This window comes from Rhizobium sp. 862_C5_N1_2, from assembly GCF_051811205.1.
GTDB classification, from domain to species: Bacteria; Pseudomonadota; Alphaproteobacteria; order Rhizobiales; family Rhizobiaceae; genus Rhizobium; species Rhizobium leguminosarum.
In genome coordinates this window covers 3501042-3527494 of record NZ_JBPWPT010000001.1, presented here as the reverse complement: position 1 = coordinate 3527494, position 26453 = coordinate 3501042, and the positions used below count along the sequence as shown (strand labels likewise).

The window sequence follows — 26453 nt, the reverse complement described above, 5'->3', positions numbered from 1 at the left end:
CCGGGCGTTTCTGTGGACGTTGCCGATACAAGCTATAAATAATAGCTATTTTGTTGTATGTTCACGCTTTTGACGCTATTTGCCTGCTATTGGCAGGATAAATACTGCGATTTCTACAAGGCGACGACGATGCTGACGAAAAAGGGAAAATACGGGCTGAAGGCGCTGGTCGACCTGGCGCGGCTGGCGCCGGGCGAGACTGCCTTCATCAATGACATCGCCGCCCGCAACAATATCCCGAAGAAGTTTCTCGATACCATTCTGCTCGAACTGCGCAATGTCGGCATCCTGCGCTCGAAGAAGGGACCGGGCGGCGGCTATTCTTTGTCACGGCCGGCCTCCGAAATCCGCATCGGCCATGTCATCCGCACGCTCGACGGGCCGTTGGCGCCGATCCGCTGCGCCAGCCGTACGGCTTACGAGGCCTGCGACGACTGTGCCGATCCCGAGACCTGTCAGGTGCGGCGCTCGATGATCGATGTTCGTGACGCGATCGCCGCCATTCTCGACAATATGACCCTCGAGCAGTTCGTCGCCGACGGCGGCCGCATCGAAGGCGCCAAAGAACAATTCCCGATCTCCGCCGCCAGCTGATTAGGCGCCGCCGGCCTTCGATATATATTCGCCTGCGGTGTGCATCAACTTATCCCGCGGCAGCGATAGCGCGTGAATGCGGGCATTGCGCCAATGGCGGTCGAGATTGAGGCCGATGCCGGCCGAAGTTTCTCCTGCAAGTTCAAACAGCGCGTTTGCGGTGTCGAGCGCCGTTTCCCCGGCAAGGATTGCGGCGGCCGAGGCGGAAAAATGCGCGTCCGCCATCGCTGCCTCCATAGGATTGACCTGGGCAATGTCGAGTTTGCGGCCAGCCCGTTCCAAGGCTGCCGCCGTCGCTTCGATGCGGATGGCGCGCTCGCCGATTCGGGGGAGGATGGTCGCGCTGCGATCGCCAATCGCGGCCATCAGGTCGCTCCATGTGGCCCGCGCGATGCCCAGGCTGACGCCGGCCTTGAGCAGCAGGCCGAGCGAGATGCCGGTCGAATATCCAGAGGAGGGGGCAGGGGCAATCGCATCTGCATTGACGTGAAGCGTGCCGACGATCGCGGTCGCTGATCCATTGGTGCGCTGGCCGAAGCCGTCCCAATCGTCGACCACCTGCACGCCTTCATCATCGCGTGCGAGATAGAGCGTCACCGGGCGGCTGGGCGGGGCGGTGGCAGCAGCGGCGATCCAGTCGGCGAATAGAATACCGGGCGCCTGCCGCGTGCGCCCACTCAGGCGGTAGCCCGGACCTTCGGCGGTAAGCTCGGCCCCATCGGTGAAGGTGGCGGCCGAAAAGCGGTCGCCGAGCAGCACACGGGCAAACAGCGATGCCTTCAAATCCTCGGCAGCCTGGGTGCGGAGCGTTTCCAGTACGCAAAAGTGATTTTCCAGCGCCTCGCCGATCGAGGCATCGCCCTCGGCGATGATTGCAACGATTTCGGCGAGCAGGGCGTTCGACACGTCGAGCCCTTCATGGTCAGGCGGTACGGCGATTGCCGTCAGCCCGGACACCGACAGCGCATCAAGCTCGGCAAAGGGCAGGATGCGGTTGATATCGCGCTCGCTCGCCTGACGCCGGAATGAGGCGGCGAGATCGCGGGCCGTGGATATTGCCTCCTCTTCGCTTTCGATGCGATGCGCGGGAGGCCTCAGGCTCTCATGAAACTGCGATACCGTTCCCATCGGTCACTCTTTTCTCTATGGATATAGGAGTGAGGGATTGCCCCTCGAATGATAAGGCCGGTTTTTCTACAAAACCCGTGTGCTTTGAATTTTCTTACCAGCTTGATTGCCCTGTTCTCCACGCTACTTACGGTGAAGTGGGGCTTCCTTATTCGAGAAATATGATGAGCGACTCTCGTGCTCGCAACAGCGAGGTTTCGAAAATGGCGCGCCAGCCGAGACCGCGTCTGACGCTGGATATTGCCGGTATCCCAACCTATGCGATCGGCGATATTCACGGTCGCTACGATCTGCTTGTGAAAGCCGAGGCGGCGATCCTGCGCGATGGCGGGCAGTTGCCCGGGCGTAAGCTGATCGTCACGCTCGGCGACTATATCGACCGCGGCCCGGAATCGTCACAGGTCATCGACCATCTCATGGAGCCGCCGCCGGATGGATTCGACCGCATCTGCCTTGCCGGCAATCACGAAGTCGCCATGCTCGACTATATCGACGGCTGGATCTCCTATGACGATTGGATGCAGATGGGGTCAGCGGAGCTGCTCAAATCCTATGGCCTCGATCCGGAGCACCTGCCGCTGGTCTTCCCCACTGGCGCGAAGCTCGATGCCTTCATACGGCAGTCGCTGCCGCGTACGCATATCGATTTCATGCGGGCGATGCCTGTCCTGCTGGAAACCCCAAGCGTGATTTTCGTGCATGCCGGCATCAATCCGAAACTGCCGCTCGACAGGCAGACGGACGAGGATCTGGTCCTCATCCGCCAGCGGTTTCTCGAAAGCCGGGTGCCGCTACCAAAACTCGTCGTTCACGGCCACACGCCGAACGACGAACCCGATATACGGCCGAGGCGGCTCAATATCGATACGCGCGCCTACCGCAGCGGCAGACTGACCGTCGCCCGCTTGTGGCAGGGCAAGGTGCATCTGTTTTCGACCTGACTTCCGTTTCCTCAGCCGGGTGGGATCGTCTCAGACGACCCCTTCCTTGACCGGCTCTGTCTTCGCTGGCTCTACAGTGGCCGGCCGCTTGCGGCGCCAGCCGCGCAGCACGACGTAGAAGACTGGCGTCAGGAACAGGCCGAAGATCGTCACACCGAGCATGCCCGAAAAGACGGCGGTACCGAGCGACTGGCGCATTTCGGCGCCGGGGCCGGTGGCGATGGCAAGCGGCAGAACACCGAAGATGAAGGCGAATGCCGTCATCAGGATCGGGCGCAGGCGAAGATGGCTGGCCTCGATAGCCGCCTCCACCGGCGACTTGCCCTCGTCTTCCGCTTGCCTGGCGAATTCGACGATCAGAATGGCGTTCTTGGCCGCAAGGCCGATCAGAACGATCAGGCCGATCTGCGTCAGGACATTGTTGTCCATTCCCCTCAGAGAGACCCCGATCAATGCCGCGAGCACCGCAAGCGGGACGATGAGAATGATCGCCAAGGGCAGAACCCAGCTTTCATATTGTGCCGCCAGCGCCAGGAAGACGAAGACGACGGACAGGGCAAAGATATAAATGGCGGTGTTGCCGGTGTGGGTCTCCTGATAGGCGAGTTCCGTCCATTCGAAGGTGGTCCCCTGCGGCAGGATCTTCGCCGCCAGCGCTTCCATCTTGGCGATGGCATCACCGGTCGACGTGCCCGGCGTTGGATTGCCCTGAAGCGGCACCGAGACGTACATGTTGTAGCGCTGGACAAGCGCCGGGCCGCTGGCATCCTGGATGTCCATCAAGGTTCCAAGCGGAACCAGCGCGCCGGTCGCCGACCGGACCTTCAGGGCGAGGATGTCTTCCCGGTCCATGCGGTATTGCCGATCGGCCTGGGCGCGAACCTGGTAGACGCGGCCGAACGCATTGAAATCGTTCACATAGGCGACGCCGAGATTGATGGAAAGGGCGTTGAAGATATTGGGGATCGGCACATTCAGGAAACGCGCCTTGTCGCGGTCGATCGCCAGGAAATATTGCGGGCTTGCATCGGAGAATGTCGTAAAGACGCCGGTCAGCCCCTCGGTCGTTGCCGCCGCACCCATCATCTGCCGGGCGAGGCCGAGCACGCGCGTCATGTCGGCGTTCTCGAGATCGGAAATCTGCATCTTGAAGCCGCCGGAATTGCCGACGCCACGCACGGATGGCGGCGGGATGGCAATGATGAAGGCTTCCTGGATGCTTTGCAGCTTTCCGTAAAGCTCGCCGATGATCTTGTTGGCATTCTCCCCGCCTTCTTCACGTTCGGCAAAGGATTTGAACGGGACGAAGACGACGCCGGCATTCGAGGCATTGGTGAACGTCGCCCCGCTGAAGCCGGCAAATTGCACGGCATTGCCGACGCCGGGCACGGTGCGGGCGATATCGCCCACCTGTTTGACGACGGCATCGGTACGCGCGAGCGAGGCGCCGTCCGGTAGCTGTATGACGATGATGGCGTAACCCTGGTCCATGGTCGGGATAAAGCCCGCGGGAACTTTCGTGCCCATATACCAGGTCGCTCCGAGCAGGCAGGCGAAGGTGACCATCGCGGCTGTCAACCCAATCCAGCTGCTGACCAGATGCCGAACGGTCCATGAATAGCCGGAACTCAGCCGATCGAATCCATGGTTGAAGCCGTTTGCAAGCCCCCTTCCCACACGGGATGCGACATTCATGCGTTTGGTTTCATGGTCATGGGTTTTCAGCAATATGCCTGCGAGCGCGGGCGACAGTGTGAGCGAATTCAATGCGGAAATTGCAGTGGTGACGGAGATGGTGACCGCGAACTGCCGGTAGAACTGGCCAGAGATGCCTGGAATGAAGGCTGTCGGCACGAACACGGCGATCAGCACCAGCGAGATGGCGACGACGGCGGTTCCGACTTCGTCCATCGTGACGTGAGACGCCTGCTTCGGCGTCATGCCGCGTGCCAGATTGCGCTCGACGTTTTCCACCACCACGATCGCGTCATCGACTACGATACCGATCGCCAGTACGAGACCGAACAGGGTGAGCATGTTGAGCGAGAAGCCAAAGGCGAGCAGGACGGCGAAGGTGCCGATCAGCGATACCGGGATGGCAATGATCGGAATGATCGCGGTTCGCCAGGATTGCAGGAAGACAAGAACGACGATTGCCACCAGGATGGCCGCTTCTGCAATGGTTCTATAGACCTCGGTGATCGAATCCGAGATGAATTCGGTCGTGTCGTAGACGATACGATATTCCAGACCCGGCGGGAAATTCTGGGATATGTCCTTCATGAGCGTCTGGACTTGATGGGCCGTGTCCAGGGCGTTGGTTCCCGGCCGGGCGAAGATGCCGAGAGCAACTGCGGGATCGTTGTTGAGATAACTGTTGGTGACGTAATCCTGTGCGCCGAGTTCGATCCGGGCGACATCCTGCAACTGCACGAGCCGCCCCGATGTCGTCGATTTCACAATGACATATCGGAACTCGCGCACGTCGGAGAAGCGGCCATCCGTTCGCACCGTATATTCGAATGCATTCTTGCCGGTGACGGGTGGGGCACCGATCTTGCCGCCTGATACCTGGACGTTCTGATCTCTCAACGCGGAGACGACGTCATCGGATGTCATCCCGTAAGCGGAGAGCTTTTCCGGATCCAGCCAGATTCGCATCGAATACTGGCGCTCGCCAAAGATCTGCACGTCGCCGACGCCGTCAAGGCGCACGAGAACGTCGCGGATGCGGTTGCGGGCGTAGTTCGAGACGTAAAGCTGGTCATAGCGGTGCGATGGCGAAAGCAGGTGGACCACCATCATCAGATCCGGCGAGCTTTTGTCGGTGGTCACGCCAAGCCGCTGGACTTCCTCGGGAAGACGGGGAAGGGCGATGGAAACGCGGTTCTGGACGAGCACCTGGACCTTGTCCAGATCGGTGCCGAGCTTGAAGGTGATCGTCAGCGACATGGCGCCGTCAGCGCTGGAGTAAGAAGACATATAAAGCATGTCTTCGACGCCGTTGATCTGTTGTTCGAGCGGCGTCGAAACGGTATCGGCGATCGTCTGCGGGTCGGCACCCGGATAGGAGGTGCGCACGACGATGGTCGGCGGCGCTATCTCCGGATACTGCGATACCGGCAATTGCGTATAGGCAATGCCGCCGACGACGAGAAGAAGGATCGAGATCACGGCCGCAAAGATCGGCCGGTCCACGAAAAAATGAGCAAATCTCATTGTCCGCTCTCCGCGCCGGCGGTTTCGGGCGCAGTGTCCTGCCGCTCCTGCGGCAGTTCGGTCATCTGAGGCGTGATCTTTGCACCCGGCCGGGCGCGCATCAGGCCGTTGACGATGATCGTCTCGGTGCCGTCAAGGCCCTCGCGTATGACACGGTAGCCGTAGAGCCGCGGTCCGGGTCTCACCGGCTTGGTCGAAACCGTGCCGTCTGTCCCGACGATATAAACGACGCGCTCATTCTGGTCCGAGCCGATGGCCTCGTCGGGGACGAGGATGGCCTGGTAAGTGTTGGAGGCTTCGACCTGTATGCGACCGAAAAGGCCGGGCTGGAGGACGAGATCTGGGTTGGGGAAGCGGGCACGGAGACGAATGGTGCCACTCTCATTGTCGACCCGGTTCTCGGCGAAATCGAGCTTTCCCTTGAATGGTTTGGCACTGGGATCCGAGATCGTCACGGATACATCCAGTCCGCCGCCGCCCTGCTGGAGATCCTTGCCCAGTTTGCGCGCCGTGTCGGCGAAATTCAGCAGGCGGCGCTCATCGACGTCGAAATAGAAATCGATCGGGTCGAGCGAAACGATCGTCGTCAACACAGTCTGGTCGGTCTGCACGAGGTTGCCGGCCGAGATCAGCCGGCGGTCGATGCGGCCGCTGAGCGGCGCCTTGATCTCGGTATATTCCATGTCGAGAGAGGCGCGATCGGCTGCGGCCTGCGCGCCGCGGACATTGGCCTCGGCCGAATCGAATTCCCGGCGGCGATCATCCAGCGTCTGCGCCGACTGGCTGCCGCTCGCAGCAAGCGACTGCGCGCGTTTATATTGCGCATCGGCAAAGACCAGGGCCGATTGCGACGATTCGAGTGTCGCTTTTGCCTGATTGAGCGCGGTTACGAACGGCCGCTGATCGATAACGAAGAGCAGGTCGCCCTGCTTGACCAATGCGCCGTCCTGGAAATGGATTTCCTGCAGGTAACCACCGACGCGCGAGCGAACGGAGACTTCGTCGACCGGCTCGAAACGGCCGATGAACTCGTCGCTGTCGACGACATCGCGAACGACCGGCTTGGCGACGGTGACGGGCGGGGGCGGTGGGGCGCTCTGGGCCAGCGCGGGGAGAGGCATGAATGCGGCAATATAGCCAAGCACCACCATCTGTCGAAGCGCGTAAGTCATACCGGTCCTCCAATCTCGACGGCCGATTCACTGCCGCCAACCTCAAGATGAAGTGATGCTGTTCAGGTCTTGCTGCTTTGAACGAGGGCCTCTGCCCCCATGATTCCCCCGGCGTTCAATCCCTTGGAAAAGGAAGGCCGGCACGCAATGCACATCAGAAAAATCGTAACCCTATGGAATTGGACTATAAACGGCAGCGGCGAAAAATTGCAAATGCCAATTGGTAACGATTCCGCAATCCATCAAAACGTTACAGGGGGCATCAGCTCTCGACGATCTCGTCTCTGCCGGGTGGCAGAGCGGCGAGTTCGGCCCAGTCGAGCTCCTGAGAAATTCAAAGATATCGATCTCGTCGGCGCGGCGCATCGGACGGCGAAAGGGAGGAGCCACAGGATATGCTTGACCGGTCTGCGGCATTTTAGCCGCTGCCGTTGAATCTGCCGTCCATGCCCTTGTGCGACGCGCATGCTCAATATATCTACCGATATTATAAGTATGCTTATAAATAACGGCACAGGTTTTCATGAACGCCACTCCCACCCTCGGTTTCCTTCTCCACGACGTCGCACGGCTGCTGCGCAAGCGGTTCGAGCAGCGCGCGAAGTGCCTTGGGCTGACCCGGTCGCAATGGCAGACGCTTGCCTATCTCTCGAATAACGAAGGCATCCATCAAGGTGGCCTTGCCGAAATCCTCGAAGTCGAGCCGATCACGCTGGTGCGCATTCTCGACAAGCTCGCCGAACGCGGGCTGATCGAGCGCCGCCAGCACCCGACCGACCGACGCATCTGGCTTCTCTACATGCGCGACGAGGCGCACCCGCTGCTCGCCGAAATGCGCGAGCTCGGCGACACCACCCGTGCGGAAGCGTTGCAAGGCGTCTCGGCCGAGCAGCGCGAGCAGCTTTTCCACATCCTATCCGTAATGAAGACGAACCTGGTTCAGGCATGCCGGAGCCCGGTTGACGAGAATGAGACGAACGATGGCTGATCAATCCCCCCTCCGCGTCGTTGCCGACGCCAGTGCCAAGAACCCTGTCGAAGAAAACCAAGAGAAACAGCAGGAAACGGTAGCCGAAGCGCCTTCATCCAATTCAGCGCCGGCTGCCGCCGTGGCTGCGCCTGGCGGCAACAAGGTCCGCCGCCGGCGCAGTCTCACGCGGCCGATCCTGTTTGCCTTGCTGCCGGTGGCGCTCGTCGTCGGCGGTTATTATTACGTCAATGGCGGCCAGGTGATGTCGACGGACAACGCCTATATCCAGGCCGACATGGTCGGGCTTACCACCGATGTCTCGGGTATCGTCGACCAGATCAACGTGCATGAGAACGAGGCCGTCAAGGCGGGGCAGGTGCTCTTCAGCCTGCGGTCGGATTCTTTCAAGATTGCGCTCGATGGCGCCAAGGCGCAGCTCGGCGCGCAGCGCAACCAGATCATGAATCTCAAGGCCAGCTATCAGCAGTCGCTTGCCGAGATCACCCAGGCGCAAGCCGACCTGCCCTATTATCAGGATCAGTTTGACCGGCAGCAAAACCTCGTCAACAACGGCAGCGCGACGCAGTCGGCCTATGACGAAGCCAAGCACAATCTGGAAGCCGCGCAGCAGAAGGTTGCCGTCGCCAAGGCGGAAGCCGCAACGACACTCGCCCAGCTCGGCGGCAATGCCGACCAGCCGGTCGAGGAAAACCCGCTCTACCTGCAGGCCAAGTCGCAGGTCGACAATGCCCAGCGCGAACTCGACCACAGCGTCGTCAAGGCGCCATTCGACGGCATCGTCACCAATGTCAACGCGCTGCAGGTCGGTTCCTACCTGCAGGCTTCGCAGCAGGCCTTCTCACTTGTTGCCACCGACCATTTGTGGATCGCCGCCAGCCCGAAGGAAACTGAACTCACCTACGTCAAGCCCGGCCAGACGGCCGAGATCTATATCGACACCTATCCCGGCGTGACATGGAAGGGCAAGGTTGAGAGCATCAGCCCGGCCTCCGGCTCCAGCTTCTCGCTGCTGCCGGCGCAAAACACTACGGGCAACTGGGTGAAGGTCGTCCAGCGCATTCCGATGCGCGTCAGCATCGAGGACACCGAGGGCAAGCCGCCGCTGCGCGTCGGCATGAGCACGGTGGTCGATGTCGAGACCGGCCATGCCCGCGGCCTGCCTGATTTCGTCAACAAGCTTCTGGGTCGGCCTCAGGGCAAGGATCATGAGTAACGCTTCTGCTTCTCCGGCGACGCCGATTGCCAATCGCGGTGCGATCACGGCTTGCGTCATTCTCGCCGTCATCATGCAGGCGCTGGACACGACGATCGCCAACGTCGCGCTGCCCTATATCCAGGGCAGCGTGTCGGCCTCTGCCGACCAGATCAACTGGGTGCTGACTTCCTATATCGTCGCGGCGGCAATCATGACGCCGCCGTCGGGCTTCCTCGCCGCCAAGTTCGGCCGCAAACGCGTGCTGCTCGTCGCCATCGCCGGCTTCGTTGCGGCCTCCGTTCTCTGCGGCCTGGCGCAATCGCTGAACCAGATCGTCGCCTTCCGCCTGCTGCAGGGCCTGTTCGGGGCATCGCTGGTGCCGCTTTCCCAGGGCATCCTCCTCGACATCTATACGGTCGAGGAGCGCGGCTCGGCCATGGCCCTTTTCGGCGTCTCGGTCATGGTCGGGCCGGTGCTTGGGCCCGTCATCGGCGGCTGGCTGACCGACAATATCAGCTGGCGCTGGGTATTTTATATCAACGTGCCGATCGGCGCGCTCGCCTTCATGGGCATCGTCGTCTTCGTCACCGAGACCAAGAGGGATCTGCTCGCCAAACTGGACTGGTTCGGCTTCGGGATGATGAGCCTCGGTATTGCCGCGCTGCAGCTCTTTCTCGACCGCGGCGAGCAGCTCGACTGGTTCTCCTCGGGCGAGATCGTCGTCGAGGCGCTGATTTGCGCTGCCGCCTTCTATCTGCTGGTCGTGCATACGCTGACCGCGGAGAAATCCTTCGTGAACCCGAAGCTGTTCCTCGACCAGAACTTCTCGATCAGCATGATCTTCATCTTTGTGATCGGCATTACCTATCTCGCCTCACTGGCGCTGATGACGCCCTATCTGCAGACGCTGATGGGCTATCCCGTCATCACCGCCGGCATCGTCATGGGGCCGCGCGGGCTAGGCACCATGCTCTGCATGTTCATCGTCGGGCGGCTGGTCGGCAAGGTCGATACGCGCGCGTTGCTGGCGCTCGGCTTGGGGCTCACCGCATGGGCGATGTATGACATGACCGGCTGGACACCCGACGTCTCGCAATGGACGATCGTCTCGGTCGGCTTCATCCAGGGCGCCGGTCTCGGCTTTCTGTTCGTGCCGCTGACTACGATCGCTTTTTCCACGCTGCCCGCCCATATGCGCGGCGACGGCACCGGTCTCTACAACTTGTCGCGAAACATCGGCTCGGCGGTCGGCATCTCGATCGTCTCGGCGCTGATCGTCGAGAACACGCAGAGCAATCATGAATCGATCGCGGCCTATGTGACGCCGTTCAATCACGCTTTCAATGCGGTGGCTGCGCAGGGGCTCAGCCCGGTGACTGCGGCCGGCCGCGCCTCGCTCAACGAGGTCATCACGCTGCAAGCGACGATCATTGCCTATATGGACGATTTCAAGCTGCTGATGCTGATGTCGCTTGCAGTCATCCCGCTGGTGCTATTGCTACGCAAACCGAAGGCAGCACCTGCCGTCGACCACAGCGCCGTGATGGAATGAACTCCAGGCGTTGCCGCAATTCCGGACGGAAAACTGCGTCGCGCTTTTCGGCATCATGCTCTAGCGGAACGGCTTGCTGAGATAACGCGATCCCTGAATGCCGAAGCGCCATAGTGCTTCGGCATTTTTGGTGATGCCGATGCGTTTTCCCGAGACGATCGGCACCGGTGCGGACGGCGTGATCGCATAGGGCGGGCGATCGAGCAGCCTGTCATTGATCTCGATATCGATGCCGAGTGCCTGGCAGAGCTTGCCGGGACCACTGCAGAGCGACGTCAGCATATCGGTGCCGCGCCGCTCGATCATCACAGGGATTCCCGTTTCCGGCTCCAGGGCGCGGATGAGTGCAGCCGAACCCGGATGGCAGACGAAATTCAGGCACCAGTACATGCCGTAGATACGGTAAATATAGACGTTGCCCGGCTTGCCATACATGGCGCCGTTGCGCTTGGTCAGGCCGCGGAAGCTGTGCGAGGCCTCGTCATCGGGGAAATAAGCTTCGGTCTCGGTGATGCGTCCGCCGACGCCATCCACGGTCAGATGGCAGCCGAGCAGGTCACGAGAGACGGCGATCGCATCGCGCTCGAAAAATTTCCTGAGGCTTTCGCCGGTGAGCGTGCCGGCGCCGATTGCGCCTGATATCGTTCCACCATCGGTCATATCAGACGCAGATAACATTCAACGCGCTTATCGTCATCCCAAAACCGTTTCATGCGTTTGCGCGACAGGGATCAGCGGCCGGCATTCGGATCGCGCATCGGGATCGAGGATGATGTGACCGAGACCGGGTCGCTCGCCGGGAAGGAGTCTTCCAGACCCTCCTCCAGCTCTTCCTCGAGCAAAGCGGGGTCCTTGCCGCGCGCGCCGTCGCCATGGACAGGTTCGATCGCTGCGGCAAGCAGGGCCTTGGCACGCAAGACGGCATTTTCCGACGTCAGCTCAGGCGTGCTGCGCAGCGTCACGGCAATGCTGTCTTCGCCTTCGCCGCCGAATTCGACGACGAAGCCGTCTTCCGTCTGGTAGACGGTGATATCGTTGAGTGCCATGGCCGTTCTCCGTGGGCGCTCATATTAGCAAGGCGCATTTTAGTGAAGCGCGTTTTCGGAATTTTGTCGAGCGAAGACCTTTACCAGCCAGTCGATGAAGACGCGCACGCGCGGCGAAAGCTGGCGGTTACGGGGGTAGAGCAGGGAAACCGGCGTCGGGGTCAGCGGAAAATCCTGCAGCACGCGGACCAGCGTGCCCGCGGCAAGGTCCTTTTCGGCGTGATAGCGCGGAATCTGGATCATGCCGAGGCCCATCCTCGCCGCTGAAATATAGCTTTCGGCGGCGTTGACCGCGACGGTGGCGGGAATGGAGATGTCACGCACCGTGCCGTCGACGATGAATTCGAGCGGCAACAGGCTGCCGGTGCTGCTGGAGCGGAAGCCAACCATGCGATGGCCGTCAAGCCGGTCAGGGTGCTGCGGCAGGCCATGGGTGGCGATATATTCAGGAGAGGCGAGTGTCACCTCATCGAGCAAGGCAACGCGCCGGGCGACCATGTCGCTGTCTTGCGGCGTGCCGACGCGCAGCACGCAATCGATGCCTTCGCGCACCAGGTCGACCAGCCGGTCGCCCTCGCTCATGTAGAATTCGATCTCGGGATAGGTCTCTAGAAAAGACGGCAGGCTCGGCAGCACGAAATGCCGGGCGAGCGTGCCGTGCACATCGACGCGCAGCAGGCCCTTCGGCTTGGCGCCGGCGAAAGCGCCTTCGGCATCTTCGATATCGGCAAGGATCGACAGGCAGCGCTGGTAATAGGCTTCGCCGTCGAGCGTCGGGCTGACATGGCGTGTCGTGCGCTGGAGCAGACGCACGCCGAGGCGGGCTTCGAGCTGCTTTATCGCATCGGTGACGGTCGAGCGCGGCAGGCCGGTGTCTTCGGCGGCAAGCGTGAAGCTGCGGCGTTCCACGACGCGGCAAAACACGCGCATGGCATCAAATCTGTCCATCTTTTTGTTCGCGATTCCCGGATAGTGATGCCGAAGAATGCATGATTATCCGCATAATGAACAGGTGCATCTTCTCCTCATTGAAAACGCGCTGCGGCGCAGGATGAAGGAGAAGGACAATGGCTTCCAAAGAAAACGGCAAGGTGGCACTGGTCACCGGTGCTTCCCGCGGCATTGGAGCGGCAGTCGCCCGACGCCTCGCCAAGGACGGTTTCACCGTCGTCATCAACTATTCCGGCAATGCCGCTCCGGCCGAGGAATTGGTCCAGGAGATCGAGCAGGCCGGCGGCAAGGCGCTGACGGCGAAAGCCGATGTCAGCGACGCCGAAGCCGTCCGCCGCATGTTCGATGCCGCGGAAGCCGCTTTCGGCGGCGTCGACGTGCTTATCAACAATGCCGGCATCATGATGCTCTCTTCGCTTGCCGAGGCCGATGACGCCAATTTCGATCGGCAGATCGGCGTCAATCTGAAGGGCACCTTCAATACGCTGCGGGAAGCCGCCAAGCGGCTGCGTGACGGCGGCCGGGTCGTCAACTTCTCGACGTCGGTCGTCGGCCTGAAGCTCGAAACCTATGGCGTTTACGCTGCCACCAAGGCTGCCGTGGAAACATTGACGGCGATCATGGCCAAGGAGATGCGGGGCCGCAACATCACGGTCAACGCCATCGCACCTGGCCCTGTGGCCACCGACCTTTTCCTCAACGGCAAGTCGGACGAACTGATCGCCCGCATGGCGAAGATGAACCCGCTGGAACGCCTCGGCACACCGGAAGACATCGCCGCTGCGGTTGCCTTTCTTGCCGGTCCGGACGGCGGCTGGATCAACGGCCAGACGCTGCGCGCCAATGGCGGCGTGATCTGATGAAGGGCTGGCGGCTGTCTCGATGCCGCCGCCAACCTCAAGCTTCCACTTCAACCAACCCCAATCGAACCCAGAAGGAATAGGATCATGAGCAAGCAAGTCATCATCATCACCGGCGCTTCCAGCGGTTTCGGCGCTCTTACCGCCCGCGCCCTCGCGAAGGCCGGCCATACCGTCTATGCCGGCATGCGCGCCACGGAAGGCCGCAACGCTCCTGCCGTCGCCGATGCGGCTGAATTCGCCAGGGACAATAGCGTCGATCTGCGCTCGGTCGAACTCGATGTCGCCTCCGACGCCTCGGTTGTATCCGGTATCGCCAGGATTTTCGCCGATGAGGGCCGCCTCGATGTCATCATCCACAATGCCGGCCATATGTCCTTCGGCCCGGCCGAAGCCTTCACGCCGGAACAGTTCGCCGAGCTCTTCGACATCAACGTGCTTTCCACCCAGCGCGTCAACCGCGCGGCACTCCCCTATCTGCGCAAGCAGGGTACAGGCCTGCTGGTCTGGGTATCGTCGTCGAGCAGCCGCGGCGGCACGCCTCCCTACCTCTCGCCCTATTTCGCCGCCAAAGCGGCGATGGATTCACTTGCCGTCTCCTATGCCAGCGAGCTTACCCGCTGGGGCATCGAGACCTCGATCATCGTGCCCGGCGCCTTCACCAAGGGCACCAACCACTTCGCCCATTCCGGTTCGCCGGATGATACCGCCCGCGCCGCCGAATATAATGAAGGACCCTACAAGGGTGTGCCGGAACAGGCGCTGCAGGGCCTGGCAGCACTCGAACCTGTTGACGCCGATGCCGGCACGGTAGCCGTCGCCATCGTCGATGTCGTCGGCAAGCCGTTCGGTACGAGGCCGTTCCGCGTCCATATCGATCCATCCGAGGACGGCGCGGAGATCGTCAACGGCGTCGCCGACCGTGTCCGGGCGGAATTGTTCCGCCGCATCGGCCTCGGGGACCTGCTGAAGCCGGCTGCCAGGAATTGAAATCCCGCCCGCCGCTGGCGCGGGAACATGGGAGCCAACCCGTTATCGCAATTATGTGAACGTGATTGCGGAATTTTTCCTTACAATCCTGCGGGGAGTGCGTATATCTGTTTTATCGCGAGAGAGTGGAATTCCCTGCCGCTCTCTTCCGACCTCCAAAGCCTGCCGCGCCCTTGCTATGGTGCGACAGGCTTGATGTTCAAAGTTGTACATTGCGGCCCGTCGAAGGTTTCCCCTGCCTTCCGGGCCGTATTTGTCTTAACGCTCAGACGTCGTTCAATCTCGCCTCGACCAGAAGCTTCACCAGCCAGTCGACGAAGACGCGCACCTTGTTGCTGAGATGGCGGTTCGGGGGGTAGACGACGTAAAGCGGTAGCGGATCGCGACGCCAATCCGGAAGCACGCGGACGAGTTCGCCCCTTGCCATCGGCTCGCGCGCCATGAAGATCGGCACCTGCGCGATGCCGAGGCCCGTCAACGCAGCTGTCAGATAGGTGCGGCTATCGTTGACCGAGGCGATGTAACGCGGACTGGTTTCGATCACCTCGTTGTGCCGGCGAAATTCGAAGGGCAGTGTCCGGTTGTTCTGGGCGCGGAAATAGTTGACGGAGTAATGATCAGCCTCCAGATCCTCGGGCCGCTCGGGCATGCCGAATTTCTGGATGTAGCTCGGCGCAGCACAGGTGATCATCTCGACTTCGGAGACGCGCCGCGCAATCAGCGACTGGTCGGCCGGCGTGCCGGCCCGTAGCGCGCAATCGACATTTTCCGCAAGATAATCGACCGTGCGGTCGCCGACACCGAGGTCGATACGGATATCGGGATAACGCTGATAGAAATCGCAAAGAGCCGGAACGACGATCCAATCGGCGAAAGCGCCGGCCATCTCGACACGCAGCCGCCCGCTCGGCAGGCTCTGCGAATTGGAGAGGCTGCCATCAAGCTCTTCTAGTTCCGAAATAATCTGGGCGGCGCGTTCGTAATAAAGCGCACCGTCCGTGGTCACCATCACCCGGCGCGTGGTATGGTTCAAAAGCTTGGTGCGCAAATGCGCCTCCAGACCCTGGATGAGATTGGTCACCGTCGCCTTGGGCATGGCGAGCATGTCGGCGGCGCGGGTGAAATTGCCCGTCTCCACGACGCGAATGAAGACGCGCATTGCCGAGAGCTGATCCATCGGTTTCAAATCCGCAGTTTGCGTTGCACCATTGTTCGAAATCTGGAACAGTGTTATCGCGATATAGCTTCTTATTCCTTGGTTGGAATAACAATATCTTTTTTGTAGAAAATGCAAGCGGCAGGCGTTGTCTGCTTGTGGCCGATGCAAAAGAGACCGGAAGCATGACGGTGGAATGGAAAGATATGATGCTGGACAAGGTGGCCATCGGCCCCGTTTCCGCACGCATCTACCAGGGCGCCGATTACGGCAAGGGTCCGCCGATCGTGCTTTACCTGCATGGCGGCGCATTTCTGGACAGCGACAAGAATGTCGACCGGCCGGTAGCGATGAGTCTCGCCAAGGCCGGCGCGATCGTCGTTGCTGCCGATTACAGCAGCCTGTCCGGCAACATATTCCCGCAAGCGTTGGAAGTCTCCTTCTCCGTTTTCACCTATCTCGCCAACAAACGCGCCGGTCTTGGCGACCGCAAGTCGCTGCTTTTCGTCGCCGGCGAAGAAGCAGGCGGCAATGTTGCCGCCGGCGTGGCGCTGAAGGCGCGCGACCAGATGCCGGACGCGCTCGACGGCCAGGTCCTGATTTCGCCGCTGCTCGATCCCTTCATGGGCACGTCCTCGATCCGCAAGGCCGAAGCCATCGGCATGCGCCAACGCTGGACGGAGGGCTGGAGCCACTATCTGAGCGGCGGCGGTTGCCACCCTTATGCGGCGCCTTGCCTCTGTTCGCGTATTTCGGGCGTCGCGCCGGCGCTGATATTCACTGCGGAGGACGATCCTCTGCACGACGAGACAATTGGTTACGGTGCCCGCCTGAAACAGGCCGGCGTCGGTGTGCGTCAGCATGTCCTTCCCGCCGGGACGGGCTGGCCCTCGATTTATGGTGGGAAATCCGACGGAGCGCCGGACTGGCAGGAAAACGTCAGCCGCCATTTCGGAAGCTTCCTTCGGGACGTAAGCGTTCAACCGCAATTGCATTGAAGAAGACCTGATATTTCGGCGGCCTTGAGCCGCAAGGAGAGTACCGATGACGTCCAGAAAGAAGCGCTGGGCCCTTGTGGGCGCCGGCATAGGCCTTGTTGCGTCAGTTTCCGGCGCCGCATTGTTTTTCCAACTGCCGATGAGCACGACCGCCACGGCCGCCTCCGCCCCTGCACAGGCTCCCGCTGTGCCGGTGACGGTTGCCGTCGTTGCGGCGCGCGATGTGACGGCCTGGGAGAATTTCTCCGGCCGTCTGGAAGCGGTCGACCGTGTGCAGGTGCGTTCCCGTGTCGCCGGCGCCATCCTGTCGGTGGCTTTCCGCGAAGGGGCGTTGGTGAAGCAGGGCGACCTGCTCTTCACCATCGACCCGGCCCCCTACCAGGCGAGCGTGGCGCAGGCGCAAGGCCAGGTCGCTTCGGCCGAAGCCAAGGTCAGCCTGGCGCAGACCGAACTCGACCGCGGCCGCAGGCTTTCCGACAACCGCACCATCTCCCAGAGCGATCTCGATCAGCGCCAGAGTTCGCTGGCCGAGGCTCAGGCGGGGCTGCGTTCGGCGCAAGCTGCCCTGCAGTCGGCCCAGCTCGATCTCGATTATACTGAAGTGCGGGCTCCGGTTTCCGGCCGCATCGGCAAGATCGAGGTGACCGCCGGTAACCTCGTCGCGGCCGGTTCGACTTCGCCGGCGCTGACGACGCTCGTTTCTGTCGATCCGATCTATGCGAGCTTCAATGCCAGCGAAGAGATGGTGACGCGCGCGCTTGCCCAGCTTCCGCAGACGGATAGCGCCCTGCCTGCCGTCGAGCAGATTCCGGTCGAGGTCGGCACGCTGACCGACAGTGGCACGCCGATCAAGGGCAAGCTGCAACTGATCGACAACGAGGTCGATGCATCAAGCGGTACGATCGGCGTGCGCGCCGTCTTCGATAATCCGGGCGGGCGTCTCATCCCCGGCCAGTTCGTGCGGGTGCGCATGGGCCAGCCGAAGGCCGAGAACAAGATCGTCATCAGCGACCGTGCCGTCGGCACGGACCAGGACAAGAAGTTCGTCTTCGTCGTCGATGGTGAGAACAAGGTCGCCTATCGGCAGGTCCAGCTCGGCACGCTGGCTGACGGCCAGCGTGTAGTCGAAAGCGGCCTCAACGTCGGCGAAAAGATCGTCGTCAACGGTCTGCAGCGCATCCGTCCAGGTGCAGTCGTCGCACCTCAGATGGAAGAGAAGGTCGCGACCGCGCAGTAAAGACTTTGCCTTCCCCTCCGGGGGAAGGCCAATACCCGAAATGATATGACCCGCCGGCGGCTCCCAAACCGCCGGAGAGGGACGTTGCATCCATGTTCACCCCGGAGAGGGCTTTGATATGAACATCTCCAGATTCTTTGTCGACCGCCCGGTCTTTGCCGGCGTTCTTTCGGTCCTCATCCTGGTTGCCGGCCTGATCGGCCTGCGCGCGCTGCCGATTTCCGAATATCCGGAGGTCGTGCCGCCGTCGATCGTCGTGCGCGCCACCTATCCCGGCGCCAACCCGTCGGTCATCGCCGAAACGGTGGCAACGCCGCTCGAAGAGCAGATCAACGGCGTCGAAGGCATGCTCTACATGGCCAGCCAGGCGACATCGGACGGGGTGCTCAACGTCACCGTCACCTTCAAGCTCGGCACCGACCCTGACAAGGCACAGCAGCTCGTGCAGAACCGCGTTTCGCAGGCCGAACCGCGCCTGCCGGCGGAAGTCCGCGCGCTCGGCATCACGACAGTCAAGAGTTCACCCAACTTCATCATGGTGGTCAACCTCGTCTCCGACGGGGACAATCACGACATCACCTATCTTCGCAACTACGCGACCTTGAACGTCAAGGATCGTCTCGCCCGCATTGCAGGCGTCGGTCAGGTACAGGTCTTCGGCGCCGGCGACTATTCCATGCGTGTCTGGATCGACCCGCAGAAGGCCGCCGAGCACAATCTTGCCGCCAGCGACATCAGCAGCGCGATCAGCTCCCAGAACATTCAGGCCGCCGCCGGTATCATCGGCGCGTCGCCGAGCCAGCCGGGCGTGGATCTGCAGCTCAACGTGAATGCCCAGGGCCGCCTGCGCACGCCTGAGGAATTTGGCAACATCATCGTCAAGACGGGCGCCAGTGGCGAGATCACCCGCCTTCGCGATGTCGCCCGCATCGAGCTCGGTGCTGCGGACTACACCCTGCGTTCGCTGCTCGACGGCAAGCCGGCCGTCGCCGTTGCTGTCCTGCAGGCGCCGGGTTCGAACGCGATCGAGATCGCGGACAATGTGAATGCGACCATGGATCAGTTGCAGCTCGCCATGCCTGAGGGCGTCAAGTACGAGATCGTCTACGATACGACGAAATTCGTGCGCGCCTCGATCGAGAAGGTTATCGACACGCTGCTCGAGGCCATTGCGCTCGTCGTCCTCGTCGTCATCCTGTTCCTGCAGACGTGGCGCGCCTCGATCATCCCGCTGATCGCGGTTCCGGTGTCAATCATCGGCACCTTCGCAGTCATGTATGTCTTCGGCTTCTCGATCAACGCGCTCAGTCTGTTCGGCCTGGTGCTCGCGATCGGTATCGTCGTTGACGACGCGATCGTGGTGGTCGAAAACGTCGAGCGTAATATCGAACATGGCCTGTCGCCACGGGCTGCCACCTACAAGGCGATGAAGGAAGTCTCCGGTCCGATCGTCGCGATCGCGCTGGTCCTCGTCGCGGTCTTCGTGCCGCTCGCTTTCATCTCCGGCCTGTCGGGGCAGTTTTATCGCCAGTTCGCGCTGACGATCGCAATCTCGACCGTCATCTCGGCCTTCAACTCGCTCACCCTGTCTCCGGCGTTGGCAGCCCTTCTCCTGAAGGGCCATGATCAGCCGAAGGACTGGCTGACGCGGTTCATGGACGCCATCTTCGGTTGGTTCTTCCGCGGTTTCAACCGTGTCTTCGGCGCGGGCTCGAATGCCTACGGCAAGGGCGTGGGTGGTCTCTTGTCGCGCAAGAGCATTGTCATGGTGATCTATCTGGCACTGGTCGGTGCGACCTACAGTCTGTTCAGCTCGGTTCCCGGCGGCTTCGTGCCGTCGCAGGACAAGCAGTATCTGATCGGCTTCGCCCAGTTGCCGGATGCCGCAAGCCTCGACCGCACGGAAGACGTCATCAAGCGCATGACCGACATCGCGCTGGCGCAGCCGGGTGTTGCCAATGCGATCGCCTTTCCGGGCCTGTCGATCAACGGCTTCACCAACTCCTCGAATGCCGGCATCGTCTTTGTGACGCTGAAGGACTTCGAGGAGCGCAAGACGCCAGATCTCTCGGGCGGCGCAATCGCCATGGCGCTGAACCAGAAGTTCGGCGTCATCCAGGATGCCTTCATCGCCATGTTCCCGCCGCCGCCGGTCAATGGTCTCGGCACGACGGGCGGCTTCAAGCTGCAGATCGAGGATCGTGCGGGCCTCGGCAACCAGGCGCTCGACGAGGCAACCAAGGCAGTGCTTGCAAAGGCTTACCAGACGCCTGAACTCGCCGGGCTGTTCTCCAGCTTCCAGATCAACGTGCCGCAGCTCTATGCCGATCTCGACCGTGCCAAGGCCGAGCAGCTTGGGGTTTCCGTCACCGACGTCTTCCAGACGCTGCAGATCTACCTCGGTTCGCTCTATGTGAACGACTTCAACGCTTTCGGCCGCACCTACAGCGTCCGCGTGCAGGCCGATGCGAAATTCCGCGCCCAGCCGGAAGATATCGGCCAGTTGAAGGTCCGCTCGGCATCGGGTGAGATGATCCCGCTTTCGGCCCTCCTGAAGGTGGAGCCGAGCACCGGTCCGGAGCGTGCGAACCGCTACAACGGCTTCCTCGCTGCCGACATCAACGGCGGTCCGGCACCGGGCTTCTCGTCCGGCCAGGCGCAGGCGGCAATCGAGAAGATTCTTCACGAGACCTTGCCTGCCGGCATCGACTTCGAATGGACGGATCTGACCTATCAGCAAATTCTCGCCGGCAATTCGAGCATCGTGGTCTTCCCCCTGGCGCTGCTGCTGGTCTTCCTGGTGCTGGCCGCCCAGTATGAAAGCCTGACGCTGCCGCTTGCGATCATCATGATCGTGCCGATGGGCGTGCTGGCCGCGCTGACCGGCGTCTGGCTCACCGGTGGAGACAACAACATCTTCACTCAGATCGGTCTCGTGGTGCTTGTCGGTCTATCAGCGAAGAACGCGATCCTTATCGTGGAATTCGCCCGCGAACTGGAGTTCGAGGGAAGAACACCGCGGGAGGCCGCGATCGAGGCCAGCCGCCTTCGCCTTCGCCCGATCCTCATGACCTCGCTCGCCTTCATCATGGGTGTCGTGCCGCTCGTCGTCTCTACAGGCGCCGGCGCGGAGATGCGCGCGGCGATGGGTGTCGCGGTCTTCTCCGGCATGATCGGCGTGACCTTCTTCGGCATCTTCATGACGCCTGTCTTCTACGTGCTGCTGCGGCGGCTGACGGGCAACCGTCCGCTCGTCCAGCACAAGCCGGACGAACACAAGGAAGAAGAGGCGGAGGTCATCCGGCTCGCGGCGGAATAAACGGAATTCAACCTTCCTTTGTCGAGTAAATCGGGCGGGAACTTCGGTTCTCGCCCGTATCGTTTTCAGAGCATGATGCCGAATACTGTGCGCGGTTTTGGGACGACATCATCCGCATCTAAGGACACACCACAAAAATGCGTTACGTCCGTCAAAACGGTTTGCAACGGTGGGCGAGGGGACTATCAAAGACGGACAACAGTTGGGAGGACTGAATGACAGGTTCGAGAAAAGGTGATGAGGGCAGGCGGATCGCCTTTCTCGGCACCGGCCTGATGGGAGCGCCGATGGCTCGCCGGCTGCTCGGCGCGGGTTTTGCAGTCACCGTCTGGAATCGCGATCCCGGCAAGGCCGAGGCGCTTGCGGGAGATGGCGCGGTTCGCGCGGAAACACCGGCGGATGCCGTTGCAGGCGCCGATGTCGTCATCACCATGCTGACCAACGCCGAGGCGGTGAAGGGCGTGTTGTTCGACCGCGGAGCGGCCGATGCGATGACGCCTGGCGTTGCCGTCATCGACATGAGTTCGATTGCCCCGCATTTTGCCCGCGATCATTCGGCGAGGCTTGCCGACCGCAGCGTCGATCACGTCGATGCGCCGGTATCGGGCGGCGTCGTCGGGGCGGAGGCCGGTACGCTGGCGATTATGGCGGGCGGCGACGAAGGCGTGATCGACCGGCTTGCGGATGTCTTTGCCCCGATGGGGCGGGTGACCCGCGTCGGTCCAAGCGGGGCAGGCCAGCTTGCCAAGCTCGCCAACCAGCAGATCGTCGCGGTGACGATCGGCGCCGTCGCCGAAGCGATGATGCTGATCGAAGCGGGCGGCGGCTCGCCGGCGGCCTTCCGAGACGCCATTCGCGGCGGCTTTGCCGAGAGCCGTATCCTGGAGCTGCACGGCAAGCGCATGGTCGAACGGCAGTTTACTCCAGGCGGTTCGTCCAGCAATCAGCTGAAGGATCTGAACGCCGCCATGGAGGCGGCCAAGACCCTGTCGCTGACGCTGCCGCTGACGGCGGCGGTGCACGCCGAATTCAGCGAATTCGTCGCCAATGGCAATGGCGAAAAGGATCACAGCGCCCTGCTCCTCCATCTCGAAGAGAAGAATGCCCGGCCGGGAGGAAAGAAGTGACGGACAGCCATTCGCCGAAGCGGCGCCTGCGTTCGCAGGACTGGTTTGACAATCCCGATCATATCGACATGGCAGCGCTCTATCTCGAGCGCTTCATGAATTACGGCATCACGCCGGAAGAGCTGCGCTCCGGCAAGCCGATCATCGGGATTGCGCAGAGCGGCAGCGATCTCACGCCCTGCAACAGGGTGCATGTCGAGCTTGCCAAGCGCGTGCGCGACGGCATTCGCGATGCCGGCGGCATTCCGATCGAGTTTCCGACGCATCCGATCTTCGAGAACTGCAAGCGCCCCACGGCGGCACTGGACCGCAATCTAGCCTATCTCGGCCTCGTCGAAATCCTCTACGGTTATCCGCTCGACGGTGTCGTGCTGACCACCGGCTGCGACAAGACCACGCCTTCGGCGATCATGGCTGCTTCGACGGTCGATATTCCGGCGATCGTGCTCTCCGGTGGGCCGATGCTTGACGGCTGGCATGAGGGAGAGCTGGCGGGCTCCGGCACGGTGATCTGGCGGATGCGGCGGAAATATGCGGCAGGCGAGATCGATCGGGAAGAGTTTCTTCAGGCGGCGCTCGATTCTGCGCCTTCCGTCGGTCACTGCAATACGATGGGTACAGCTTCAACGATGAATGCGCTGGCCGAGGCGCTCGGCCTTTCGTTGACCGGCTGTGGCGCCATTCCGGCCGCTTACCGCGAACGCGGCCAGATGGCCTACCGTACCGGGCGGCGCGCCGTCGAAATCGTGTTCGAGGATCTGAAGCCGTCGGATATCCTGACGCGCGAGGCTTTCCTGAATGCGATCCGCACCAATTCGGCGATCGGCGGCTCGACCAACGCGCAGCCGCATCTGGCGGCGATGGCGAAGCACGCCGGCGTCGAACTCCATCCCGACGACTGGCAGGTGCATGGTTTCGATATCCCGCTGCTGGCCAATGTCCAGCCGGCCGGCGCCTATCTCGGCGAGCGCTTCCATCGCGCCGGCGGTACGCCGGCGATCATGTGGGAACTGCTGCAGGCCGGAAAGCTCGATGGCAACTGTCGTACGGTGACGGGCAGGACGATAGCCGAGAACCTACAGGGCAAGGAAGCGCGCGACCGCGAGGTCATCAAGCCGTTCGCTGAGCCGCTGAAGGAGCGGGCGGGCTTCCTCGTGCTCAAAGGCAATCTCTTCGATTTCGCGATCATGAAGATGAGTGTGGTCTCGGAGGATTTCCGCCGGCGATACCTTGAAGAACCCGGGCATGAGGGCGTCTTCAAGGGCAAAGCGGTGGTTTTCGACGGTTCCGAGGACTATCACAAGCGCATCAACGATCCCGAACTCGGCATCGACGAAAACACCATCCTCGTTATCCGGGGCGCCGGGCCGATCGGCTGGCCTGGTTCGGCTGAGGTCGTCAATATGCAGCCGCCGGATCATCTCCTGAAGCGCGGCATCCGCAGCCTGCCGACGATCGGCGACGGCCGCCAATCGGGCACGGCCGACAGTCCCTCGATCCTCAACGCCTCACCGGAAAGTGCCGCCGGCGGCGGCCTCGCCTGGCTTCGTAGCGGGGATATCATCCGCATCGACTTCAACCACGGGCGCTGCGACATGCTGGTCGATGACGCAGAGATCGAACGGCGCAAGAGCGACGGCATCCCGCCCGTGCCGGCGGATGCGACGCCGTGGCAGCAGATCTATCGCCGCTCGGTGACGCAATTGTCGGACGGCGCGGTGCTGGAGGGGGCGACGGAATTTCGTCGGATTGCGAAAAACCCGCCGCGGCACAATCATTGAACTTGAGTTGCTAAAGACTGCAAGCCCCTTGATCCAAAAGGGGAAGTCGTAACGAACAGTTCACCTAGTCACTAGTTCGGTCACTAGGACAAGGCATTCATTAATGCCGGCTTGAGACCATATTGCCGTTATACAAGCTTCTAAGGCTGGGACCGCGTTGCCAGAGAACAAAGCCACACGATCCGAACGAGAGTTTCAGGATCTTCTGCGTCGGCTCGAACTCGCTCTCGATGCATCCCAGATTGGTGTCTGGGAGCATAGCATCGAGCAGGACGGGATCTTGTGGGATGCGCAAATGCATCGTCTCTATGAGACCGGCGAGACGTATCGTCTTGTGCCGGCTTCGCTTTGGTCGAATGCCATCCATCCCGATGATCGTGACCGGGCCGAAAGCGACTTCGAGCAGGCAATCGCGACGCGCGGCGCCTATAACTCACAATTCCGTATCGTGCTGCCGAGCGGCGAAATCCGTCATTTGCGTTCGCGCGCGCATTTCTATGTCGATGCGGAAGGTCTGCCCTCCTTCATTGGCGCCGAATGGGATGTGACTGCCGACGTAATGCTCAACGCGGAACTGGCGCGGCAGAAGGTGGTGGCCGAGGCGAGGGCGCTGGCGCTTGAGGAAAGCAATGCCCGCATCGAGCATGTCGCCGATCACGACTATCTCACCGGCTTGCCGAACCGGCGCCTTCTCGACAAGCGGCTGGCGGAGCTGCCGGCCGACAAGAGCATCACGACGCTCGCGGTGCTGCATCTCGACCTCGACCAGTTCAAGCAGATCAACGACAGCCACGGTCATGCGGCAGGCGACGCAGTGCTCAGGGCAGCAGCCCTTCGAATCACCGCTGCCATTCCTGCAAATGGCATGGTCGCCCGCGTCGGCGGCGATGAATTCGTCATCGTGCTGGTCAATTTTACCGATCTCACTGAGCTGAGGCTGATCACCGAGGATGTCCAGCGACGGCTGCGGAAGAAAATCCGTTTCGGCCAGGAGATGCTGCAATCCGGCGCCTCGATCGGCGTTTCCTGGAGCGGCGATCGGCGGGCGCGCAACCTGCTGGCCGAATCCGACCTGGCGCTCTACCAGGCCAAGAAGCTCGGACGGAACCGCGTCGAATTTTTCACGCGGCAATTGCAGGAGGATCTGCGCTCCAAGCGTCGCCTCGCCGAAGAGCTGAAGCTCGGGCTGGAGCGCGGCGAGATCCTTCCCTATTATCAGGTGCAGCTCGACGCCCGGACGCGGGAAGTCATCGGCTTCGAGGCGTTGGCGCGCTGGAAACATCCCGAGAAGGGCGTGCTCGCCCCAGGGGTATTCCTGAAAATCGCCGACGAGCACGGACTTGCGGCGGAGATCGACGCGGCGATCCTCAAAAGCGCTCTCGAAGACCGGCTATTCTGGCTGTTGCGCGGCCTTGCGGTTCCGCGCATCGCTGTCAATATTTCCGCCTCGCGGCTTGCCGATCCGGCGTTGCTCGACAAGCTGAGGAAACTCGACATCCCGCCTGGCGTGATCGTCTTCGAACTGGTTGAGACGATTTTCCTCGACGACAGCGACGAAAAACTGCTCGATCATATCGGCGATATCAAACAGATGGGCATCGACATCGAGATCGACGACTTCGGATCGGGCCATGCCTCGCTCATCGGTCTCGTCAAGCTGCGGCCGAAGAGGCTGAAGATCGACCGGCAGCTCGTCACCGAGGTCGTCAACTCGGCCGAGCAGCGGCGCGTGGTGGGTTCGATCGTGGAAATCGCCAAGGCGCTTGATGTCGAGGTGATCGCCGAGGGCATCGAGACCGAGGCGCATGCCGTCGTGCTGGCGCAGCTCGGCTGCGACGGCCTGCAGGGTTATGCGTTCGGTTATCCCGCACCGGCGGCAGATACAGACCGTCTTTTCTCATCGATGGCGAGCGGGATCGAAAAGCAGAAGACCGCAATGGGCGGCTGAACGGTCGGTGATCCGTTCGCGGGCGACCGTGGTCGCCGCCGTTTTCAACGGCGCCTTTGCCACGTCGCGGAGGAGATTTCGGCCGAAATGCTTTCCTCGCCTTTCAACTTGGCAGGCGATATCTTTTCGGCGCGGCGTTTTATTTGCATCAGCAGGAAGATAATTGGCGCACAAGTAATTTTCTTGAGCTTGCAACGGCATTGTTTCATGGTAATTCGGAAACGAAGATTTCTGCATTGCATCGAAAA

General features: G+C 61.6%; 20 protein-coding genes. 13 read left to right on the top strand and 7 right to left on the bottom strand.

The window, feature by feature from the left end; translation table 11 throughout:
• The first annotated feature begins 129 nt into the window (after nt 1-129).
• Complete coding sequence (locus tag ACD590_RS17665; protein ID WP_439003555.1) at nt 130-594, top strand: RrF2 family transcriptional regulator; 465 nt, start codon at nt 130-132, stop codon at nt 592-594.
• Here the strand turns inward: ACD590_RS17665 and ACD590_RS17660 are convergent, their stop codons facing one another.
• Nucleotides 595-1722 carry a monooxygenase gene (locus ACD590_RS17660; protein WP_439003106.1) on the bottom strand — a complete coding sequence of 376 codons (1128 nt, stop codon included), beginning with the start codon at nt 1720-1722 and terminating at the stop codon, nt 595-597.
• A gap of 164 nt (nt 1723-1886) precedes the next feature.
• Here ACD590_RS17660 and ACD590_RS17655 point away from each other — a divergent pair, with 164 nt between their 5' ends.
• A complete protein-coding gene (locus tag ACD590_RS17655; RefSeq protein ID WP_018446912.1) occupies nt 1887-2663 on the top strand; it encodes a metallophosphoesterase family protein in 777 nt (258 codons plus the stop codon).
• A gap of 30 nt (nt 2664-2693) precedes the next feature.
• On the opposite strand, the gene ACD590_RS17650 is transcribed toward ACD590_RS17655, so the two are convergent.
• Together ACD590_RS17650 and ACD590_RS17645 are read right to left on the bottom strand one after the other, a co-directional pair.
• Entirely contained in the window at nt 2694-5882 is a 3189-nt protein-coding gene (locus ACD590_RS17650; RefSeq protein ID WP_018446911.1) for an efflux RND transporter permease subunit, read from the bottom strand.
• On the bottom strand, nt 5879-7054 hold the full coding sequence (locus tag ACD590_RS17645) for an efflux RND transporter periplasmic adaptor subunit (protein WP_130758913.1): 1176 nt from the start codon (nt 7052-7054) through the stop codon (nt 5879-5881). The genes ACD590_RS17650 and ACD590_RS17645 overlap by 4 nt, the downstream gene beginning before the upstream one ends.
• Before the next feature lie 523 nt (nt 7055-7577).
• On the opposite strand from ACD590_RS17645, the gene ACD590_RS17640 reads away from it, so the two are divergent.
• Genes ACD590_RS17640 through ACD590_RS17630 form a run of 3 tightly spaced genes read left to right on the top strand, consistent with a single transcriptional unit; the run spans nt 7578 to nt 10792 of the window.
• On the top strand, nt 7578-8042 hold the full coding sequence (locus ACD590_RS17640; RefSeq protein ID WP_003542422.1) for a MarR family winged helix-turn-helix transcriptional regulator: 465 nt from the start codon (nt 7578-7580) through the stop codon (nt 8040-8042).
• Complete coding sequence (locus ACD590_RS17635) at nt 8035-9258, top strand: HlyD family secretion protein (protein ID WP_018243337.1); 1224 nt, start codon at nt 8035-8037, stop codon at nt 9256-9258. Before ACD590_RS17640 ends, ACD590_RS17635 begins: the two co-directional genes overlap by 8 nt.
• Nucleotides 9251-10792 (top strand): DHA2 family efflux MFS transporter permease subunit, encoded by a 1542-nt coding sequence (locus tag ACD590_RS17630; protein WP_018243336.1) that lies wholly within the window; start codon nt 9251-9253, stop codon nt 10790-10792. The genes ACD590_RS17635 and ACD590_RS17630 overlap by 8 nt, the downstream gene beginning before the upstream one ends.
• Before the next feature lie 60 nt (nt 10793-10852).
• On the opposite strand, the gene ACD590_RS17625 is transcribed toward ACD590_RS17630, so the two are convergent.
• From ACD590_RS17625 to ACD590_RS17615, 3 genes are read right to left on the bottom strand one after another with little or no spacing between them, the layout of a single operon-like run.
• Nucleotides 10853-11470 (bottom strand): DNA-3-methyladenine glycosylase, encoded by a 618-nt coding sequence (locus ACD590_RS17625; RefSeq protein WP_439003105.1) that lies wholly within the window; start codon nt 11468-11470, stop codon nt 10853-10855.
• 53 nt (nt 11471-11523) lie between these two features.
• Nucleotides 11524-11838: a hypothetical protein gene (locus ACD590_RS17620; RefSeq protein ID WP_018243334.1), complete on the bottom strand. Its 315-nt coding sequence runs from the start codon at nt 11836-11838 to the stop codon at nt 11524-11526.
• 39 nt (nt 11839-11877) lie between these two features.
• Nucleotides 11878-12786 (bottom strand): LysR family transcriptional regulator, encoded by a 909-nt coding sequence (locus ACD590_RS17615; RefSeq protein ID WP_018243333.1) that lies wholly within the window; start codon nt 12784-12786, stop codon nt 11878-11880.
• A 119-nt stretch (nt 12787-12905) separates the two neighbouring features.
• Between ACD590_RS17615 and ACD590_RS17610 the strand changes: the two genes are divergently transcribed.
• Together ACD590_RS17610 and ACD590_RS17605 are read left to right on the top strand one after the other, a co-directional pair.
• Entirely contained in the window at nt 12906-13649 is a 744-nt protein-coding gene (locus ACD590_RS17610) for an SDR family oxidoreductase (protein WP_018243332.1), read from the top strand.
• Between the two features lie 87 nt (nt 13650-13736).
• On the top strand, nt 13737-14639 hold the full coding sequence (locus tag ACD590_RS17605) for an SDR family oxidoreductase (RefSeq protein WP_113542486.1): 903 nt from the start codon (nt 13737-13739) through the stop codon (nt 14637-14639).
• 265 nt (nt 14640-14904) lie between these two features.
• Here ACD590_RS17605 and ACD590_RS17600 read toward each other — a convergent pair whose 3' ends face one another.
• Nucleotides 14905-15816, bottom strand: a complete 912-nt coding sequence (locus ACD590_RS17600) for a LysR substrate-binding domain-containing protein (protein ID WP_439020939.1) — start codon at nt 15814-15816, stop codon at nt 14905-14907.
• Nucleotides 15817-15980: 164 nt separating this feature from the next.
• Between ACD590_RS17600 and ACD590_RS17595 the strand changes: the two genes are divergently transcribed.
• The 6 genes from ACD590_RS17595 to ACD590_RS17570 all read left to right on the top strand — a co-directional run bounded on the left by ACD590_RS17595 (nt 15981) and on the right by ACD590_RS17570 (nt 26205).
• Entirely contained in the window at nt 15981-16793 is an 813-nt protein-coding gene (locus tag ACD590_RS17595; RefSeq protein WP_026188507.1) for an alpha/beta hydrolase fold domain-containing protein, read from the top strand.
• 46 nt (nt 16794-16839) lie between these two features.
• Nucleotides 16840-18030, top strand: a complete 1191-nt coding sequence (locus ACD590_RS17590; protein WP_439003104.1) for an efflux RND transporter periplasmic adaptor subunit — start codon at nt 16840-16842, stop codon at nt 18028-18030.
• Nucleotides 18031-18148: 118 nt separating this feature from the next.
• Nucleotides 18149-21349, top strand: a complete 3201-nt coding sequence (locus ACD590_RS17585) for an efflux RND transporter permease subunit (protein ID WP_018446903.1) — start codon at nt 18149-18151, stop codon at nt 21347-21349.
• Nucleotides 21350-21564: 215 nt separating this feature from the next.
• The gene (locus ACD590_RS17580; RefSeq protein ID WP_439003103.1) at nt 21565-22476 is read left to right on the top strand and encodes an NAD(P)-dependent oxidoreductase; all 912 of its coding nucleotides are present in this window, start codon (nt 21565-21567) and stop codon (nt 22474-22476) included.
• The gene (locus ACD590_RS17575) at nt 22473-24257 is read left to right on the top strand and encodes an IlvD/Edd family dehydratase (protein ID WP_439020938.1); all 1785 of its coding nucleotides are present in this window, start codon (nt 22473-22475) and stop codon (nt 24255-24257) included. The genes ACD590_RS17580 and ACD590_RS17575 overlap by 4 nt, the downstream gene beginning before the upstream one ends.
• Before the next feature lie 130 nt (nt 24258-24387).
• Nucleotides 24388-26205: a putative bifunctional diguanylate cyclase/phosphodiesterase gene (locus ACD590_RS17570; protein ID WP_247264538.1), complete on the top strand. Its 1818-nt coding sequence runs from the start codon at nt 24388-24390 to the stop codon at nt 26203-26205.
• The last annotated feature ends 248 nt before the right edge of the window (nt 26206-26453 follow it).

Coding starts and splice junctions, on each gene's coding strand:
- ACD590_RS17665 (WP_439003555.1), top strand. CDS start 130: ATGCTGACGAAAAAGGGAAAATACGGGCTGAAGGCGCTGGTCGACCTG.
- ACD590_RS17660 (WP_439003106.1), bottom strand. CDS start 1,722: ATGGGAACGGTATCGCAGTTTCATGAGAGCCTGAGGCCTCCCGCGCAT.
- ACD590_RS17655 (WP_018446912.1), top strand. CDS start 1,887: ATGAGCGACTCTCGTGCTCGCAACAGCGAGGTTTCGAAAATGGCGCGC.
- ACD590_RS17650 (WP_018446911.1), bottom strand. CDS start 5,882: ATGAGATTTGCTCATTTTTTCGTGGACCGGCCGATCTTTGCGGCCGTG.
- ACD590_RS17645 (WP_130758913.1), bottom strand. CDS start 7,054: ATGACTTACGCGCTTCGACAGATGGTGGTGCTTGGCTATATTGCCGCA.
- ACD590_RS17640 (WP_003542422.1), top strand. CDS start 7,578: ATGAACGCCACTCCCACCCTCGGTTTCCTTCTCCACGACGTCGCACGG.
- ACD590_RS17635 (WP_018243337.1), top strand. CDS start 8,035: ATGGCTGATCAATCCCCCCTCCGCGTCGTTGCCGACGCCAGTGCCAAG.
- ACD590_RS17630 (WP_018243336.1), top strand. CDS start 9,251: ATGAGTAACGCTTCTGCTTCTCCGGCGACGCCGATTGCCAATCGCGGT.
- ACD590_RS17625 (WP_439003105.1), bottom strand. CDS start 11,470: ATGTTATCTGCGTCTGATATGACCGATGGTGGAACGATATCAGGCGCA.
- ACD590_RS17620 (WP_018243334.1), bottom strand. CDS start 11,838: ATGGCACTCAACGATATCACCGTCTACCAGACGGAAGACGGCTTCGTC.
- ACD590_RS17615 (WP_018243333.1), bottom strand. CDS start 12,786: ATGGACAGATTTGATGCCATGCGCGTGTTTTGCCGCGTCGTGGAACGC.
- ACD590_RS17610 (WP_018243332.1), top strand. CDS start 12,906: ATGGCTTCCAAAGAAAACGGCAAGGTGGCACTGGTCACCGGTGCTTCC.
- ACD590_RS17605 (WP_113542486.1), top strand. CDS start 13,737: ATGAGCAAGCAAGTCATCATCATCACCGGCGCTTCCAGCGGTTTCGGC.
- ACD590_RS17600 (WP_439020939.1), bottom strand. CDS start 15,816: ATGGATCAGCTCTCGGCAATGCGCGTCTTCATTCGCGTCGTGGAGACG.
- ACD590_RS17595 (WP_026188507.1), top strand. CDS start 15,981: ATGACGGTGGAATGGAAAGATATGATGCTGGACAAGGTGGCCATCGGC.
- ACD590_RS17590 (WP_439003104.1), top strand. CDS start 16,840: ATGACGTCCAGAAAGAAGCGCTGGGCCCTTGTGGGCGCCGGCATAGGC.
- ACD590_RS17585 (WP_018446903.1), top strand. CDS start 18,149: ATGAACATCTCCAGATTCTTTGTCGACCGCCCGGTCTTTGCCGGCGTT.
- ACD590_RS17580 (WP_439003103.1), top strand. CDS start 21,565: ATGACAGGTTCGAGAAAAGGTGATGAGGGCAGGCGGATCGCCTTTCTC.